Source organism: Sporosarcina ureae, from assembly GCF_002109325.1.
Taxonomy (GTDB): domain Bacteria; phylum Bacillota; class Bacilli; order Bacillales_A; family Planococcaceae; genus Sporosarcina; species Sporosarcina ureae_C.
This window is the reverse complement of the sequence record NZ_CP015348.1, coordinates 964515-980366: the sequence shown is the minus strand read 5'-3', so window position 1 is coordinate 980366 and position 15852 is coordinate 964515. Positions and strand designations below refer to the sequence as shown.

At 39.1% G+C, this 15852-nt stretch carries 16 protein-coding genes; 7 read left to right on the top strand and 9 right to left on the bottom strand.

Features of this window, described 5'->3' with window-relative positions:
• The first annotated feature begins 85 nt into the window (after window positions 1-85).
• Window positions 86-2146, top strand: coding sequence for a transglycosylase domain-containing protein (locus SporoP32a_RS05005; protein ID WP_085426908.1), 2061 nt, complete (start codon window positions 86-88; stop codon window positions 2144-2146).
• 279 nt (window positions 2147-2425) lie between these two features.
• Here SporoP32a_RS05005 and SporoP32a_RS17165 read toward each other — a convergent pair whose 3' ends face one another.
• Window positions 2426-2677, bottom strand: coding sequence for a hypothetical protein (locus SporoP32a_RS17165; protein WP_085426907.1), 252 nt, complete (start codon window positions 2675-2677; stop codon window positions 2426-2428).
• 291 nt (window positions 2678-2968) lie between these two features.
• The gene (locus SporoP32a_RS04995; RefSeq protein ID WP_085426906.1) at window positions 2969-3199 is read right to left on the bottom strand and encodes an SH3 domain-containing protein; all 231 of its coding nucleotides are present in this window, start codon (window positions 3197-3199) and stop codon (window positions 2969-2971) included.
• A 213-nt stretch (window positions 3200-3412) separates the two neighbouring features.
• Here SporoP32a_RS04995 and SporoP32a_RS04990 point away from each other — a divergent pair, with 213 nt between their 5' ends.
• Window positions 3413-3766, top strand: a complete 354-nt coding sequence (locus SporoP32a_RS04990) for a hypothetical protein (RefSeq protein ID WP_085426905.1) — start codon at window positions 3413-3415, stop codon at window positions 3764-3766.
• 414 nt (window positions 3767-4180) lie between these two features.
• Here the strand turns inward: SporoP32a_RS04990 and SporoP32a_RS04985 are convergent, their stop codons facing one another.
• Genes SporoP32a_RS04985 through SporoP32a_RS04975 form a run of 3 tightly spaced genes read right to left on the bottom strand, consistent with a single transcriptional unit; the run spans window position 4181 to window position 6720 of the window.
• Window positions 4181-5374 carry a thiolase family protein gene (locus tag SporoP32a_RS04985; protein WP_085426904.1) on the bottom strand — a complete coding sequence of 398 codons (1194 nt, stop codon included), beginning with the start codon at window positions 5372-5374 and terminating at the stop codon, window positions 4181-4183.
• A gap of 18 nt (window positions 5375-5392) precedes the next feature.
• Window positions 5393-6037: a 3-oxoacid CoA-transferase subunit B gene (locus tag SporoP32a_RS04980; protein WP_232319593.1), complete on the bottom strand. Its 645-nt coding sequence runs from the start codon at window positions 6035-6037 to the stop codon at window positions 5393-5395.
• Window positions 6034-6720 (bottom strand): CoA transferase subunit A, encoded by a 687-nt coding sequence (locus tag SporoP32a_RS04975; RefSeq protein ID WP_085426903.1) that lies wholly within the window; start codon window positions 6718-6720, stop codon window positions 6034-6036. The genes SporoP32a_RS04980 and SporoP32a_RS04975 overlap by 4 nt, the downstream gene beginning before the upstream one ends.
• 188 nt (window positions 6721-6908) lie before the next feature.
• On the opposite strand from SporoP32a_RS04975, the gene SporoP32a_RS04970 reads away from it, so the two are divergent.
• Entirely contained in the window at window positions 6909-7709 is an 801-nt protein-coding gene (locus SporoP32a_RS04970; RefSeq protein ID WP_085426902.1) for an IclR family transcriptional regulator domain-containing protein, read from the top strand.
• Window positions 7710-7748: 39 nt separating this feature from the next.
• On the opposite strand, the gene SporoP32a_RS04965 is transcribed toward SporoP32a_RS04970, so the two are convergent.
• On the bottom strand, window positions 7749-9701 hold the full coding sequence (locus SporoP32a_RS04965; RefSeq protein WP_085426901.1) for a TRAP transporter permease: 1953 nt from the start codon (window positions 9699-9701) through the stop codon (window positions 7749-7751).
• Between the two features lie 36 nt (window positions 9702-9737).
• Complete coding sequence (locus SporoP32a_RS04960) at window positions 9738-10739, bottom strand: TAXI family TRAP transporter solute-binding subunit (protein WP_085426900.1); 1002 nt, start codon at window positions 10737-10739, stop codon at window positions 9738-9740.
• A 295-nt stretch (window positions 10740-11034) separates the two neighbouring features.
• Between SporoP32a_RS04960 and SporoP32a_RS04955 the strand changes: the two genes are divergently transcribed.
• Genes SporoP32a_RS04955 through SporoP32a_RS04945 form a run of 3 tightly spaced genes read left to right on the top strand, consistent with a single transcriptional unit; the run spans window position 11035 to window position 13792 of the window.
• A complete protein-coding gene (locus SporoP32a_RS04955; protein WP_085426899.1) occupies window positions 11035-11478 on the top strand; it encodes a thiamine pyrophosphate-dependent enzyme in 444 nt (147 codons plus the stop codon).
• A 30-nt stretch (window positions 11479-11508) separates the two neighbouring features.
• Window positions 11509-12540, top strand: a complete 1032-nt coding sequence (locus SporoP32a_RS04950; RefSeq protein WP_085426898.1) for an alpha-ketoacid dehydrogenase subunit beta — start codon at window positions 11509-11511, stop codon at window positions 12538-12540.
• Window positions 12541-12556: 16 nt separating this feature from the next.
• Window positions 12557-13792, top strand: coding sequence for a dihydrolipoamide acetyltransferase family protein (locus SporoP32a_RS04945; RefSeq protein ID WP_085426897.1), 1236 nt, complete (start codon window positions 12557-12559; stop codon window positions 13790-13792).
• A gap of 240 nt (window positions 13793-14032) precedes the next feature.
• Here the strand turns inward: SporoP32a_RS04945 and SporoP32a_RS04940 are convergent, their stop codons facing one another.
• Window positions 14033-14578: a cysteine hydrolase family protein gene (locus SporoP32a_RS04940; RefSeq protein WP_085426896.1), complete on the bottom strand. Its 546-nt coding sequence runs from the start codon at window positions 14576-14578 to the stop codon at window positions 14033-14035.
• A gap of 122 nt (window positions 14579-14700) precedes the next feature.
• Here SporoP32a_RS04940 and SporoP32a_RS04935 point away from each other — a divergent pair, with 122 nt between their 5' ends.
• On the top strand, window positions 14701-15141 hold the full coding sequence (locus tag SporoP32a_RS04935; protein ID WP_085426895.1) for an Lrp/AsnC family transcriptional regulator: 441 nt from the start codon (window positions 14701-14703) through the stop codon (window positions 15139-15141).
• Window positions 15142-15317: 176 nt separating this feature from the next.
• On the opposite strand, the gene SporoP32a_RS04930 is transcribed toward SporoP32a_RS04935, so the two are convergent.
• A complete protein-coding gene (locus tag SporoP32a_RS04930; RefSeq protein WP_085426894.1) occupies window positions 15318-15827 on the bottom strand; it encodes a hypothetical protein in 510 nt (169 codons plus the stop codon).
• Window positions 15828-15852: the final 25 nt, after the last annotated feature.

The window sequence follows — 15852 nt, the reverse complement described above, 5'->3', positions numbered from 1 at the left end:
CCGCAACCTTCAAACACCGGCATCGTCAATACTTATGCTGTACTGAACCAATAAAAATTCGCAGCATAAAGCAGGTGAAACCTATATGAAAAGATCCGAGTATAAGGCATTACAACATAAAAAAGCACCTAAAAAGAAAAGAAGCCTGAAGAACAAGATCATCCGTTTCGTATGGATCAGTGCACTGCTTGCCGTTCTTAGCGTACTACTCGTACTGAATATCTTCATCACATTCAGTGACGTAAGTAAACTCGAAGAACCTGCACCCAGATCGACAGTGATTTACGATACGGACGGTGAAGTGATCAGTAAGGTTTCGAATTCGAATATTGAAGGTGTATCGATCGACCAAATTCCGAATACGTTGATCGAAGCCGTCGTATCTGTGGAAGATCAACGATTCTACAAACATCACGGTATTAATTATTTCAGGATGGGACGCGCCTTAGTCGAGAACGCGTTCAAAGGTAAAATCGTGGCAGGGGGGAGTACGATTACGCAGCAGCTTGCGAAAAATGTATTTTTGACGCAAGAGCGTACGTATTCGCGTAAATTCAAAGAACTGATCCTCGCAAAGAAGATTGAACGAGTGTATTCGAAAGAGGAAATCATGGAACGTTACCTGAACCAAATCTATTTCGGTGACGGGGCATGGGGCGTTCAACGAGCAGCGCAGACCTATTTCGGTAAAGATGTTAGCGAATTGACGTTAAGTGAATCTGCGACAATTGCGGGCATCATTAAAGCTCCGTCGCATTTAGCGCCTACGAAAGATATAGAAAAGTCGGTGAAACGGCGCAATCTCGTGTTGTCGTTGATGCTGAGTGAACAGTATAGCAGTCAGCAAGAATACGATGAAGCGGTCGGGCAGAAACTGGCATTGGCTGAATCGACAGTTCCAGATTATAAAGTGAACTATCCGTATTATATCGACCGTGTAGTGGACGAGGCGGTCACTATGTACGATTTGACGAGAAATGAAGTGCTGTCCGGCGGGTTGCATATTACGACAGAAATCAATTCGACGGTCCAAAATGCGCTAGAAGACGTATATGCGGATGATAGATATTTTCCTAAGAGCACGCCAGATCAGCTTTTGCAGAGTGCCTCTGTTTTCTTGAACCCTAAAACAGGTGGAATCCTAGCGTTAGTCGGTGGAAGAGGAGAATATACGCAGGGACGCTTCAATAATGCGACTGACCTCATACGGCAGCCTGGATCTGCGTTGAAGCCGCTTGCCGTCTATACTCCGGCACTTGAGCAAGGCTATCATATGTCAGATTTGCTTGTGGATGAACCGATTGATATGGATGGGTACTCTCCGAAAAACTTTGATCAGCAATATAGAGGAGAAGTGACGATGTACGATGCACTCGCGCAATCGTATAATATCCCTCCTGTTTGGTTGTTGGATGAGATCGGCATCAAAAATGGCGTGCAGGCGGTTGAGCAGTTCGGGATTTCATTAGAAAAAAATGACCGTACGCTTGGATTAGCGCTCGGAGGAATGGACAAAGGTACGTCTCCTTTGCGGATGGCTCAAGCGTTTTCTGCGTTTGCGAATGATGGTGTGATGGAGGAAGCGCATGCGATCACCGAAATTAAAGATTCGGAAGGAAAAGTGCTTGGGAAGTGGCAGGGTGAGTCTGTACAAGTGACAGATGCAGAAGTTGCCCAGCAAATGACCTATATGCTGCAAGGGGCTGTAAATGAAGGCACTGCCAAAAAAGCACAAGTTTCCGGTGTGGACGTGGCGGGAAAGACGGGCACCACGCAGCTCCCGATTGAAGGAGTGGACGGTTCAAAAGATCATTGGTTCGTTGGCTATACACCGGATATTGCCGGTGCGGTATGGCTTGGATATGATAAAACAGACGCCGACCATTATTTAACATCTACCAGCAGCTTTACTGCACCACCCATTTTCGCACAAGTTGTTTCAAAATCAGCTAGTGAATTAACAGCAAAGGAATTTGATTTGTCGTTAATTGATGAAGAAATCAAAGAGCTGAAGAAGCAGAAGAAAAAGACGAAGGAAGAAAGGGAAAAGAAAGAGAAGAAAATAGAGAAGGATCAGAAGAAGAAAGAGTTTTGGAAAGGGATTGAAGAGTGGGGGCGGAAGTGGTTTACAGGTAAAGAAGAGTGAAGGTAAAGGACATAAGGTGCCTGTGTGAGAAGCATTCATGAATATTTCTCACACAGGCACCTTTAATTCATGGATAGAGTCCGCTTTAAAGATGGTACCTGGTCCCTTTACGAAAAATAATCGAAATGTATATGTGGTAATTCTAAATGAAAGTGGAGGTTTTCCTGAAGGGTACTCGTAAAACTATGATACTAGTGTGATAAAAAGTCATGAAAAAAACACGGGCATATACCTATAATAAAACATCGCTGTTCAAGAACTAACTTGAACAGCGATGTTTTATTTTCTTGATTTTACTGTTGCTAATTCTGTAATGACTTTACCATTGCTGGATGTGCTTTTAATAACTCCGATTCCTTTAGCGAGGTAGTGTCTTGATCCATCAGGTTCACGTAGTATTATAACGTTCTTGAAACTGCCTGCTTTTACTCTGATAGTTTTTGTTGTGCTTTCTACTAAGATATCATTCGGTACATATCCATAAGGTGAAAATGACTCAGCGTAGCTTCCTTGTAATAATGGATAGTACACACTGATAAAGTTATAATCAGTATCTGAAACCCCTACAATTAGAACTTCCCCATTTCCATTATATGCAATATCTGCACGATTCGGATAAGCAATACTTTCTTTATTGTATAAAAGACTATGCTTATTTTCTATTCTTACGTGATATGTATCTTTTTTAGAGCCAAAGAAAGATGGTGAATAGGTTAGAATCAGGCCGTCGACAGGATTTAAACCGCCTTTTATAGTCGTAGGAGCAGTTTTAACTTTTGGGTTTTTCTTGGATAATGCAGAACTATAAACATAGCCTTTAATCTATCCTGCCTGAATATAGGACCAACACTTTGATGAAGATAACATAATGACTTGGCCGTGATTTTTAATAGTTCCTAACTTCTCTGCATTGTGTGCTGGTTTGTCGCGCAGAATAACATCGCTTTTAGCATTTACATACATAACTGTCTTTGTTGCTGCAATGGCTTCTGACGGAATAGCGGAAGAAAAAATTAAAGCTAGTAATAATAAAGCTGACATAACTTTTCTCATAATTACACCTCTATGTTATAGTTATTTATATGTATAAATAGGGATTTTTGTAGTCTATACATACTACTTGATTATACTGCTATATAAATAAATATAGCAAGGTGAGTAGAAAATATATCTTTAAATAATATTTTGACAGTAATAAATAATATAGTGCTGTAAATAAACCTGGATAAAAATCTAATAGGGGCGTGGTGGAAGGGAGTTGAAAGTATGTTCAGTGTTAATGGCTATTCCAATAAACAATATGCATATGCCTTATTTCAGAAACTTATTGAAAAAAAGTGTTTATCAGATGGTGACATTAATTTATTAATAGACGCGGAAAGATGCAAGCTTTCATTTTGTTGCAGTAATGTGCCTATTCTCTCTGAGGTTTCAGTTGAAGGTCCATTACAAAAAAAAGATTGCTATGATAACTACGGCAGACAGCGATTTTATAAAGAAAAAGTAATAATAAATAGTCGTGCGTTTGTCATAACAAATCATTGGTACGGACCAGGAAAATCTATGCCTGATAATAGAACTCCTTTTGAGCATTGGGCATTAGCTAAAATAAACAAATGAATATTCATATAAGAATAATGAAAAATAAGATACCTTTAATCGATTTGAAACAGTAATATCTGATCTCAGTACGAGTACTTTGAGTGCGACTGTAAAGAAGGAAGGCTATCATAAAATGGACCTTTAATATTTAACCAATCAGATGTAATTTGTGATGAGATCGGGAGTCACTGCCAGACTGATCATGTATGTTTCCATATTTAAAAGAACTTCTAGATCAATGATGAAAAGATAAAGAAGGTACCAGATCATCAAATTAGAAGTAATTCTGAATTGAACTAGAGTGGAGTGAGGGCAGACATGATAACTTTTTCTAAGTTATGGTGGTTATATGTTCTATCTCGCACATGAAAAAACATGCAGATATTGAAAAATCCGCATGTTCTTGTATTTGATATAATGTATTGAAGTTTGTTATCTATTAAGATTCTCTACAATGGTAGCAATCCCCATACCACCAGCGATGCAAAGCGTAACTAGCCCATATTGACCTCCAGTACGCTCTAACTCATGCAACACCTTAGTTATCAGAATAGTACCAGTAGCACCTACTGGATGACCAAGAGCAATCGCTCCACCGTTTGGATTCACTTTGGCTATATCCAACTCTAATTCCTTTATACAGGCTAATGCTTGAGCAGCAAATGCTTCGTTTAACTCTATGACATCTAGATCACTAACTTCCAGATTAGCTAATTTTAATGCCTTTTTTGTAGCTTCTACTGGTCCAATACCCATCACTTCAGGATCACATCCTGCAGAAGCTTGCGATACAATACGTGCTTTAGGGGCTAGGTTGTACTTCTTAGCTGCTTCTGCGCTCATTAGCAATATCGCAGCCGCCCCATCATTTCTTCCACTTGAACTACCGGCAGTGACAGTACCACCTTCTTTAAATACAGGCTTAAGAGCCGCTAGTTTTTCTATGCTAGTCTTCCTAGGATGCTCATCTACTTTAAAGTCTATTGTTTGTTTTCTATTCTTTATTGTATAGGGGGTGATCTGCTCTTCAAATCGTCTTGTTTGAATAGCTTCTGAGGCTCGTGTTTGGCTAAGTAACGAAAACTCATCTTGTTCTTCGCGTGTAATGTTATATTTTTCGGCAAGGTTTTCCGCAGTAGTACCCATATTTAAAACTCCATATTGCTCAGTGGGTTGTGAACCTGGTTGACTTTCAGTGTTTGGATCTTTTAAAATAGTATTTCCAGCTTTTACACCAAGTCGTACGTCATTTACATAATAAGGGGCTGTGCTCATCGATTCTGCTCCACCTGCGATAATCACATCACTAAGACCAGCACCAATTTGTTGTGCGGCAGAGTTAATTGCTTGTACTCCAGAACCGCATTGGCGATGGACTGTGTATCCTGGAATACTCGTAGGAAGCCCAGCTCTCAACAATGCATAGCGAGCTATATTGGACTCATCTGCACTTTGTTTAGCTTGTCCAAAAATTACTTCTTCCACTATATCCTTCTTTATCCCTGTTCGTTCAATAATTGTCTCAATTACATGTGCTGCTAGATGATTTGCTTGAATAGCACCTAGTGATCCTCCTAGTTTACCGATTGCCGTCCTTACTGAATCTATGATAACTACATCATTCATAATTAATACGCCTCCTTATTATTCGAGAAATATTGCTTCGGTCTTAGCTCTTACTTCATTGATTGAGACGCCTGGCATTAGCTCTACTAATTTCAACTCATGACGCTCAGTTACTTTAAAGACTGCTAGTTCTGTAAAAATCAAATCTACACTTCGAGTAGAGGTAATCGGATAAGTACATTTTTTCAGAAGTTTGGATGATCCATCCTTTGATGTATGACTCATCGTGACAAATACCTTCTTTGCTCCTACGAGCAAGTCCATTGCACCTCCAACTCCCATGATATTCTTTCCAGGTACCGCCCAATTGGCTATAATACCTGTTTCGTCAACCTGTAGGGCTCCCAGTATGGCTACATCTACATGTCCGCCGCGAATCATAGAGAATGATTCAGAACTATTAAAGTAAGCAGCTCCTACAGCTTCTCCTATTGGAAGTTTACCCGCATTTACAAGATTCGGGTCAATATCATCTTCATTAATATCTGTTACACCTAGAAGCCCGTTTTCTGTGTGAAGAGAAACACTTTTATCATGTATATACTGATCAATTAATGTTGGAATTCCAATACCAAGATTAACCACTATTGGACCCTCTAACTCTTTCGCTACTCGCTCTGCAATCATATGCTGAATTTCTTTTCTAGACATAGCTGTTCTCATTTTGCGACCACTCCTTCTTTTGTTAGCACTTGCTTTGCTTGAATAATTGCGTGAACAAATAAGTGTGGTGTGATAATAGCTTCAGGATCTAGTTCACCGGGCTCGACAATCTCATCTACCTCAACTATGACCTTTTTCGCTGCCGTAGCCATCAGTGGATTGAAGTTACGTGCTGTTTTGTAGTATACAAGATTCCCTAAAGTGTCAGCTTTGTGTGCTCGTACAATTGCTACATCACCGCGTATAGGTTTCTCAAAGATATAACGTACACCATCAATTACACGTTCTTCTTTACCTTTAGCAAGATCCGTGCCAACGCCTGTCATAGTATAATATCCTCCAAGACCTGCTCCGCCTACGCGTATAGATTCAGCTAACGTTCCCTGTGGTAACAGTTCTAGCTCTAGCTTATCTTCTTGATACATATCCCCGACATCGCGATTACTAGTGAAGTAGGATCCAATTGCCTTTTTTATTTTTCCTTGGTTTAATAAGATTCCTAAACCTTTTCCAGACTCTCCAAGGTTATTGCTGACAATTGTAAGATCATTCAGGTCTTTTTGTGTCAATGCCTCAATAAGTGTTAGAGGTGCACCAATTAATCCAAATCCTCCGACTAGAATTGTATCGCCTGATTTAATAAGTTCAAGTGCTTCGGATGCACTCTTTTTTAATTTTGTCATTTTGTCACTCTCCTTGTTATAGATCCATTTAACTTTTTAGGCTGGTTTTTATAATACCTATAAATCTGTAGTATTAAATAAGAAAGGTTTGTAAAATAGTTGTTAAATTCTTTTGTATGTTGTACGATTAGCGTACAACTAAACGCATAACGTACAAACTAAATTAATTATAGGAAGAAGGGGTTTTTTTGTCAAGTGAATTTTCAAACAACTTAAGAGATTCTGGTGATTTTATTCAATCTTTAGAGCGTGGTCTTATAGTAATTCAAGCATTTTCAGAAGAGTTTCCAGAATTGACGGTAAGTCAAGCAGCAACTATTACAGGGTTATCAAGACCTACTGTACGTAGACTACTACTTACTCTTGAAGCTCTAGGTTTTGCAGAATCAAAGAATGGCATTTTCTCTCTTACTGCTCGGACATTATCACTTGGTTATGCATACTTGAGTTCACAAAACTTGTGGAATCTTGCCACACCTTTTATGCGTGAGTTTACTGAAAAGACTGGAGAGTCTTGTTCCATATCCGTGCTTGAAGGGACAGATATTGTCTACGTTGCACGTGTACAGGCTAATCGTATTATGCGTATTAATTTAAATATTGGTTCAAGGTTGCCGGCTTATGCAACCTCGCTAGGACATATTCTTCTTGCACATCTTCCAGAAGATGAATTAGATGAGAGATTGCAAACAATTGATTTCAATTCATTTACTCAAAATACAATTGTTGACCTGGAATCATTAAAACAAGAACTTAGAAATGTTAAACAAAGAGGGTGGGCAGGCGTTGATCAACAGCTTGAAGAAGGGTTACGCTCCGTAGCTGTTCCAATCATCACGAATGGTCGAGTTACTGCTTCTATAAACTGTTCCGCGCATGCAGGTCGTGTATCTAAAGAAGAACTCAGGGAAACATTTTTGCCTATACTTCAAGATACCTCTAGACAAATTAGTAAAGCGTTCATTACTTCGCTGTCAACCACTGATTGAATAAAAAGGTGCATGCTTTATATGGCATGCACCTTTTTACTACTCTATTGCCAATTCCTTCTTTCTATTAAAGGACTTCTGATATGCATACATTAACCCTAAGATAGTAACACCGATAATATCTGTTGTTATTCCAGGCATAACTAAAGTTATGGCACTAGCAACTAGGATAAGACGCTCAATTATACTGCATCTTTTAATCAACCATCCCTCTACAGCACAAGCCATACTTACTATCCCAATAATAGCTGTAATAATAGCTATTAGGATTGAAACTGGATCACCTATAAATAATAGTTGCTCTCCATATACGAAGAAGAAAGGTACAACAAATGCTGCAATACCAAGTTTTAACGCAGCTATACCTGTTCGCATTGGATCAGATCCAGCAAGACCAGCGGCAGCGAAGGCTGCGAGTGCAACGGGAGGTGTTATAGCTGAAACGGCTGCAAAATAAAAGATGAATAGGTGAGCTGCAATAGGTGAAACACCTAACTCAATTAGTGCCGGGATAGTAAGTGGTACTTGAACAATATAAGCTGCCACAGTTGGCAATCCCATTCCTAGTACAATACTTGTAATCATCGTAAGAATCAGCGTAATAAATAAAACGCCTCCGGAAATTTGAATGATTAAACTACTGAATTTTAATCCAATGCCAGTCAATCCTATCATTCCTATTATTAATCCCGATGCAGCACAGGCAATCGCAGTCTCAAGTGACGCACGTGCTCCAAGGTCAAGGGCTGAAATGATTTTTCTAATATTAATCTTTTCATAACTTGTTAATATCGCGATTACAATAGTGGCAACGATTGAATATAAGCCAGCTTTCATTGGAGAACTACCACCAACGAGAAGAAATACAATAACTATAAGTGGAACAAAGTATAAAAAACCTTTTTTGAATACATTCCAGAAGTTAGGTAGCTTATCCTTTGGAACACCTACAAGACCGGTTTTCACTGCTCGTAAGTCAACTTGTATGTACAAGCATAGATAGAAGAGTAACGCAGGAATGATAGCTGCGATTGCTACGTCCGTGTAAGGTATTCCCAAATATGAGGCAATGATAAATGCAGAGGCTCCCATAATTGGAGGCATGATTTGTCCGCCGGTTGACGCAACTGCTTCTACAGCACCCGCAAATTCTTTTTTATATCCAGTTTTCTTCATTAATGGAATTGTAAAAGCACCTGTTGTGACTGTATTCGCAACTGCACTACCTGAAATGGTACCCAGTGCTGTACTAGCTAAAATGGCGGTTTTAGCTGGTCCACCACGGTATTTTCCCATCCCTGCCACAGATAGATCAATAAAGAACTTCCCAGCGCCTGAAACCTCTAGAAACTTACCAAATAAAATAAAGATAAAGATAAAGGTTGAGGATACACCAAGAGGTGTGCTGAATACTCCTGTTGTTGTATAGAAAAGGTGGTCAATAATCCACATTAAAGAAAACTCTTTATGACTTAATGTCCCAGTAAGGAAATGACCGAAGAATCCATAGGTAAGGAATACAGCTATAATAACTACTAATACATTCCCAATAACTCGTCGTGTTGCTTCAATAAGTAGTAGACCAGCTACAATACCAATACCAACCTCAATATTAGTCAGTGGCATTACATAACTCATTCTAGACGAAATTTCATTAGCATTTAAAATAAAGTATAAGTAACACCCAATAGACAATAGGATAAGAATCCAGTCATAAATTGGGATTTTATGATCCTGATGACTGACCCTTTTTAAAGGTTTATAGATCGCAAACACAAGAATCAATGCAAATCCTAAGTGTGCAGAACGTTGCAAAATCGATTCAAATACACCAAATACAGCCGTATATAAGTGGAATATTGACATGCTGATTGCGACAATCGATACTATTTTTGAAAATATATTATTAAACGAGCGAACTTTGGCGTTCACTACACCATCTTCATCATAAACATCTGAGTCTATCTTCTCTTCTAAAACAGGTTTATTCATATCGCTCACATCCTTTCTAAATTAACCACTTCTCTATTAGTCGATTAATCCAATTTCTTTGTAATACTTTTCTGCGCCTTTATGGAATGGACCAACTGTATTTTCAACAGAGAATTCTGGTGTGAAATCCTTCATTACTGCAGAAAGAGTTTTCCAAGTGTCAGCATTTTCAAACATCATTTTCGTTAATTGATAACCTGTTTCTTCATCTATAAGATCATTACTTACCATTAATGGTGTATAAGCGGCTATAGTCGGAATATCTTCCTTAATATTTTTATAAGTACCTGCTTCAATTGTATGATTTAGGTAAGCTTGATTTTCTTCTTGTACTTTTTTAATAACGTCGTCCTCTAATGGGATTAGGCGGATACCTAGTGTCGTATCCAATTCTTGATAAGTGGAAACTGGTGCAGCGAGCAAGTTTGCAATAGCATCAATATGTCCGTCTCGTAGTAGGTCTCCTGCATCCGCCGTTCCGATATATTCTATACCTTTAAGATCTTCATAAGACAATCCCGAAGCTTTCAGAATCTCTATGAAAGCTAATTCGGCACTATAACCCTTTACTCCCGGACTCACTTTCTTTCCTTTGAGATCCTCGACGGTATAAATATCTGAATCTTCACGAACTGCTATGTGAAATACATTTGGATATAATGTAGCAATCGTACTTACATTGTCTATTTTCTTTTCGAACGGTTCTTTTCCTTCTTGCGCTTCCAATACATTAGGTGCGTTTGTTAGTCCCATAGCATAAATACCCTCATTCATACCAAGGATGTTAGAAATTGAGCCTCCCTCAACAATTGTTACAGATGACCCTGGGAAAACATCTTGCATTTTTTCACTCATAGCTCCTGAGAGGGTGTACCAAAAACCTCCCACAGTAGCTGAACCAAATGTGAATTCAGATGGTGTACCACTGGCTCCTTCACCCTTAGTAGAGCTTTTTTCAGAAGAATCTTCTGAACCACATGCAGCTAATAGCAACATTAGCGATAATAATAAAACTAACCCTTTGAAATTCTTATTCATACTATCTACCTCTTTTCTATTTTTTTAATACGATGAGAACACTAAATGATAGCGTTTTCAATATACATTTTTAACGAAAATATTTTCAATTAAAAATATATAATTCGTACGCTTTGCGTTCAATTAACAACATAGCGTACAATTAAATTTAGTATCCTATTAATAAAATAGAATGTCAAGAGCATTTTCTAAAAATTCTTTTATTTTATTTTTTAAAAAGTTTTAAAAATACCTAAAGATAAGGCTTTAAGTTCCAACATATGTCTTGAATAATTCTGAATTAAACTAGTGTTGTGTGGGGACCTGGTACCTTCATGAATGGTATTCATCCGCATCTAATACAATTGCCGAAAGGGCGGCAGCATACAATATGCCGGGTGTCCGCGTGAACGGGAAAGATCTAATGGCGGTCTATCATACTGCGGGAGAAGCGATTGACCGTGCCCGTAAAGGGAAAGGACCGACGTTGATAGAGTGCGTGACTTATAGACAGCATGGTCACTTTGAAGGAGATGAACAAAAGTATAAATCCCCATCAGGTGAAGAAAAAGAATGGGCAGATGTCGATCCTCTTGACGTGTTCCGCACTTATGCGATTGAAAACGGTATGTTAACAGAAGAAGAACTAGATAAATTAAGAGAAGAATCGAAAAAAGATGTGAAGGAAGCTGTGGAGTTTGCGAAAGATAGTCCGGAGCCGGATGCAGAAGCACTATATGAAGACGTATACGCGGATTAATAATACTTTATTCGAAAGGGGTAAAACTGAATGGCCAGACAGGAATTATTTATGAATGCAATCAATGAAGCGCTTGATCAAGCAATGGAGAAAGATGAAAATGTTCTTCTGCTTGGAGAAGATATTGCAGGCGGCGCTGGCGTTGCGCATCTTGAAGAGAATAATGAGGATGCATGGGGCGGTGTAATGGGTGTGACAAAGGGTCTTATGCCCAAATACGGCCGTGAACGTGTAATTGACACACCGATTTCCGAAATTGGCTACATGGGGGCAGCTGTCGGAATGGCAGTTACGGGATTGCGTCCGGTTCCGGAGCTGATGTTTAATGATTTCATAGGTTTCGCATTCGACGCCATTCTTGGACAAGGTTCCAAAATGCGGTATATGTTCGGTGGGAAAGCTAAAGTACCGATGACTGTGCGTACTATGCATGGTGCAGGGGCAAGCGCCGCAGCCCAGCATTCTGGTTCTTATTATGGGATGCTCGGATCCATTCCAGGAGTGAAAGTAGTCGTTCCCGCCACTCCATACGATGCAAAAGGACTACTATTATCAGCTATTGAAGACGATAATCTCGTCGTGTTTTCTGAAGATAAAACACTATATGGTACGAAAGGCGAGGTTCCTGAAGAGTATTATACAATTCCTATCGGTGAAGCTGACGTGAAGCGCGAAGGCGAAGATTTGACGATCGTTACAATCGGGAAAATGTTATTTGTTGGTCTCGAAGTAGCTGAAATATTGGCAGAAGATAATGTTTCGGTAGAAGTGATTGATCTACGGACGGTTGCACCATGGGATCAAGATACGATTATAGAGTCTGTTAAAAAGACCGGAAGACTGATCGTGATTGATGAAGCGAATCCGCATAACAATACTGCGACAGATATTGCTTCGGTCATTTCGGATAAAGCATTCGATTACTTGGACGGTCCTGTCAAATGTATCTGTGCTCCTCATACTCCAGTTCCTTTTGCTACAAACCTGGAGCAACTCTATATACCGGATGCACAAAAGGTATTAAAAGGAGCTGCGGAAATTATTGACGATTTGAGAGCATAATATGGGAGGGTAAATAATGGCGACAGAAATTGTAATGCCGAAATTAGGTCTGACAATGACTGAGGGCACTGTTGAAAAGTGGATGGTCAGAGAAGGAGATCAAGTTGAGCAAGGGGATCCAATTGTAGAAATTAGTTCGGAGAAATTAACAAATGAAGTAGAAGCGCCTGAAGCCGGTAAAATCCTTAAAATAATTGCCCATGAAGGAGATGTCATTCCGAGTAAGGGAACGATGGCCTACATAGGAGAAGAAGGTGAAACAATTGACACGGGGGCACAATTGGAAGAAAATCCTGAAAAAAGTCTAGTGAAAACCGAGGATCAAAAGAAGACTGAAGTGACAAAAGAAGAAAGCAGCAAAATAAAGCAGCTGCCTGTTAAAGAGGGAGGACGTATCTTCATCACACCTGTCGCGAGGAAAATAGCCGAGGAGAAAGGCATCGATATCAGCGATGTCAATGGAACCGGAGGCAACGGTAGAATCACGCGACTGGATATTGAAAGATATGTACCTTCTGAAAAAGCTTCTACACAGCCTCAAACAGTGGCCGGTATGCCTGAACACGGTGCAGGGCTCAAAGGGATGCGCAAAACAATTGCCGAGCGAATGATGCGTAGCGTCCAATCTACTGCACAGGTTACCAACCAACGTAAAGTAGATGTAACGGATTTAATGGCATTTCGGAAAGACATTCAAGGCAAGTTTAATGAACCGCTTACCAATGGCGAATTAAGCGTCAATACATTATTGACCAAAGCGGTCATATTGGCATTGAGAGAGATGCCTGAAATGAATGCTTGGTATTATGGCGGAGAACATACACAAGTAGCCGAAATCCATATTGGTATGGCAACTGCCATCGAGGAAGGGTTAATCGTGCCTGTTATAAAAGATGCACAGAATATGTCCTTGTCGCAGCTAGGACCCGCTATCCAAAAGATTGCAGCGGAGGCAAGACAAGGTACATTGGATGGTGGTCTCTATTCTGGTTCAACCTTTACAATCACCAACTTGGGAGGGTATGAAATCGAATACTTCACGCCGATCCTTAATACGCCCGAGGTAGGTATTTTAGGTGTTGGAGCGATTCAGAAAGAACTTGAATTGGATGACAGCGGTGGTGTTATCCAGAAATTAAAATTACCGCTTAGTTTATCATACGATCACCAAATCATTGACGGAGCGCCTGCTGCAGAGTTCCTGCAGAAAATTGCTAGCTACTTGCAAGATCCTTATCGATTATTAATCTAACTGGAAATAATACGTGAAGAATAATCTAATCATAACTATGCATAGTTAAATCCTATGATATTCAAGGGTTCAGACTGCAGACAACCCCCAAAATTATGGGGTATGCCTGCAGTCCTTTTTATTAAAATATAGAGTATGAACCCAATGTGAATGTTTAAACTGTCATGAGAGTCTCCTGCCTAGGTACCTCTCATTTAATATTTCCGTTGAAAGTTCTTTGTTTTCAGATTAACTAATATCTTATTGCAAGAAGTCCTCAGTTGAAGTTACAGCACAATACATACCGTTAAGTGCACCGACAAACGCGTAATGAACCTGTTCAGCTGGAACGTCTTTACCTTCATAAGATATGTCTGTTGTCGCACATGCATCTTCAATGAGTGTTGTCTCAAAGCCTAGATCCACTGCGGCTCTGACTGTTGCATCAATACACATATGCGTCATCATACCTACCACAACTATTTTGTTAACACCATTTTCACGTAACTTTTTTTCCAAACCAGTCTGTAAAAAGCTGTTAGGGAAATGTTTGATGATTAGGCTTTCGTTTTCCAAAGGCTGAACAGTTTCATGTATTTCCGCACCGTCTGTATCTGGAAGGAAGAATCCTAAAGCCGGATCAGCTGCGATGTGCTGAACATGAAAAATATTTTCTTTATTGTTCTGCCTAAACCATTCAAGAACTTTGGCAGCATTTTTGGCAGCTTTATCTGGATTAACTAATTCCATCTTTCCGTTTGGAAAATAGTCGTTTTGAATATCTACAATAATTAGCGCTGTGCTCATAATTTCTCCACCTCACTGAAAGTATTTTGGTACACTATAATCATATCTTGTATAGTGATTTTTATCGATATGTTAGCGAAACACTTTCAGCTTAAAAAATTTCACGGTGAAAGGAATACATTATGGAACTTGATAACATTGATTTTAAAATCCTACGACTATTATCCAAAAACTCACGTATTCAATGGAAAGATTTAGGTGAACAAATTCATATGACGGGACAAGCAGTAGGGAATCGTATAAAAAAACTTGAGAATAGCGGTGTAATAAAAGCCTTTTCTCTAGAAGTCGATGAAATGAAAGTAGGTCTATCTTATACAGCGTTCATTATTATATATATGAAAACAGCGAACCATAATGCGTTTACACGATTCATGAATGATTGTAAGGAAGTAGTAGAAGTTCACCGCGTGTCAGGCGAAGGCTGTTACCATATTAAAGTAAAACTCAACTCCCAAGAACAATTGAATCTCTTTCTAGATAAAATTCTTGAGTATGGAAATTATAGTGTACATTTATCGATACAAGAGATCAAACAACAAAATCCGTTGACAGCTACATGAAATAAAGTACTTGTACGTGAAACAAAATAAGGTACCTTTCTATTTAGGACGGCAGGTCAACATTAGGAATTCCTTGACGTGCTGTCCTGTTTTGATTCCTTCGTATACTCTTTCTTGGCATCATCAAAAATTTTAATTTGAGCAGAAAATGTCAGTGCGTAGATCGTGATGACTACTTACAATAAACTGACTCCATTAAATAAGGTGATGGAATCCTGGTTTTCTATCCAAGTATATAAACTTTTTAAGGCCTGAGATTCTTCAAATTCTACTTTGGACTTCCACTTCTTCATACCAAATAAAGTGAAATATGCTATGAGTATGACAGATAATAAGCTGTTCACAATGGTGCTATTCAAATATTGTTTTTGTTTATCCAAGTCCATAGTCTTTGAGAGCTCTTTCAAGCTCAATTCCTTTACTTCATCTTCACTGTTTTCTTTTTCTGAAGGAAACACTCGCTTAAGTACAAAGAAGTATAGGAAGTTAAAGAAATAAATTAGTATAATATATACTGCGAATAGATAAGCAAGGAAGCCTATTACAGAGACATATCCTGCTGCGTTTAAATTCGGAGTCAATAAAGAATAAAAAGCGGCAATCGAGATGGTTAGAAAGAGTGAGAGCGAAATTCCGTAATATTTTGGATAAGAACTTTCTTTTTTATATTTGGGCCAATTGTACAATCAAGTTAGCCACCTAAATCCAAAC

Bases quoted from the DNA above. Each gene is read 5' to 3' on its own strand.
- SporoP32a_RS04960 (WP_085426900.1), bottom strand. From the start codon at position 10,739: ATGAATAAGAATTTCAAAGGGTTAGTTTTATTATTATCGCTAATGTTG.
- SporoP32a_RS04940 (WP_085426896.1), bottom strand. From the start codon at position 14,578: ATGAGCACAGCGCTAATTATTGTAGATATTCAAAACGACTATTTTCCA.
- SporoP32a_RS05005 (WP_085426908.1), top strand. From the start codon at position 86: ATGAAAAGATCCGAGTATAAGGCATTACAACATAAAAAAGCACCTAAA.
- SporoP32a_RS04945 (WP_085426897.1), top strand. From the start codon at position 12,557: ATGGCGACAGAAATTGTAATGCCGAAATTAGGTCTGACAATGACTGAG.
- SporoP32a_RS04935 (WP_085426895.1), top strand. From the start codon at position 14,701: ATGGAACTTGATAACATTGATTTTAAAATCCTACGACTATTATCCAAA.
- SporoP32a_RS04975 (WP_085426903.1), bottom strand. From the start codon at position 6,720: ATGACAAAATTAAAAAAGAGTGCATCCGAAGCACTTGAACTTATTAAA.
- SporoP32a_RS04990 (WP_085426905.1), top strand. From the start codon at position 3,413: ATGTTCAGTGTTAATGGCTATTCCAATAAACAATATGCATATGCCTTA.
- SporoP32a_RS04950 (WP_085426898.1), top strand. From the start codon at position 11,509: ATGGCCAGACAGGAATTATTTATGAATGCAATCAATGAAGCGCTTGAT.
- SporoP32a_RS04985 (WP_085426904.1), bottom strand. From the start codon at position 5,374: ATGAATGATGTAGTTATCATAGATTCAGTAAGGACGGCAATCGGTAAA.
- SporoP32a_RS04980 (WP_232319593.1), bottom strand. From the start codon at position 6,037: ATGAGAACAGCTATGTCTAGAAAAGAAATTCAGCATATGATTGCAGAG.
- SporoP32a_RS04965 (WP_085426901.1), bottom strand. From the start codon at position 9,701: ATGAATAAACCTGTTTTAGAAGAGAAGATAGACTCAGATGTTTATGAT.
- SporoP32a_RS04995 (WP_085426906.1), bottom strand. From the start codon at position 3,199: ATGAGAAAAGTTATGTCAGCTTTATTATTACTAGCTTTAATTTTTTCT.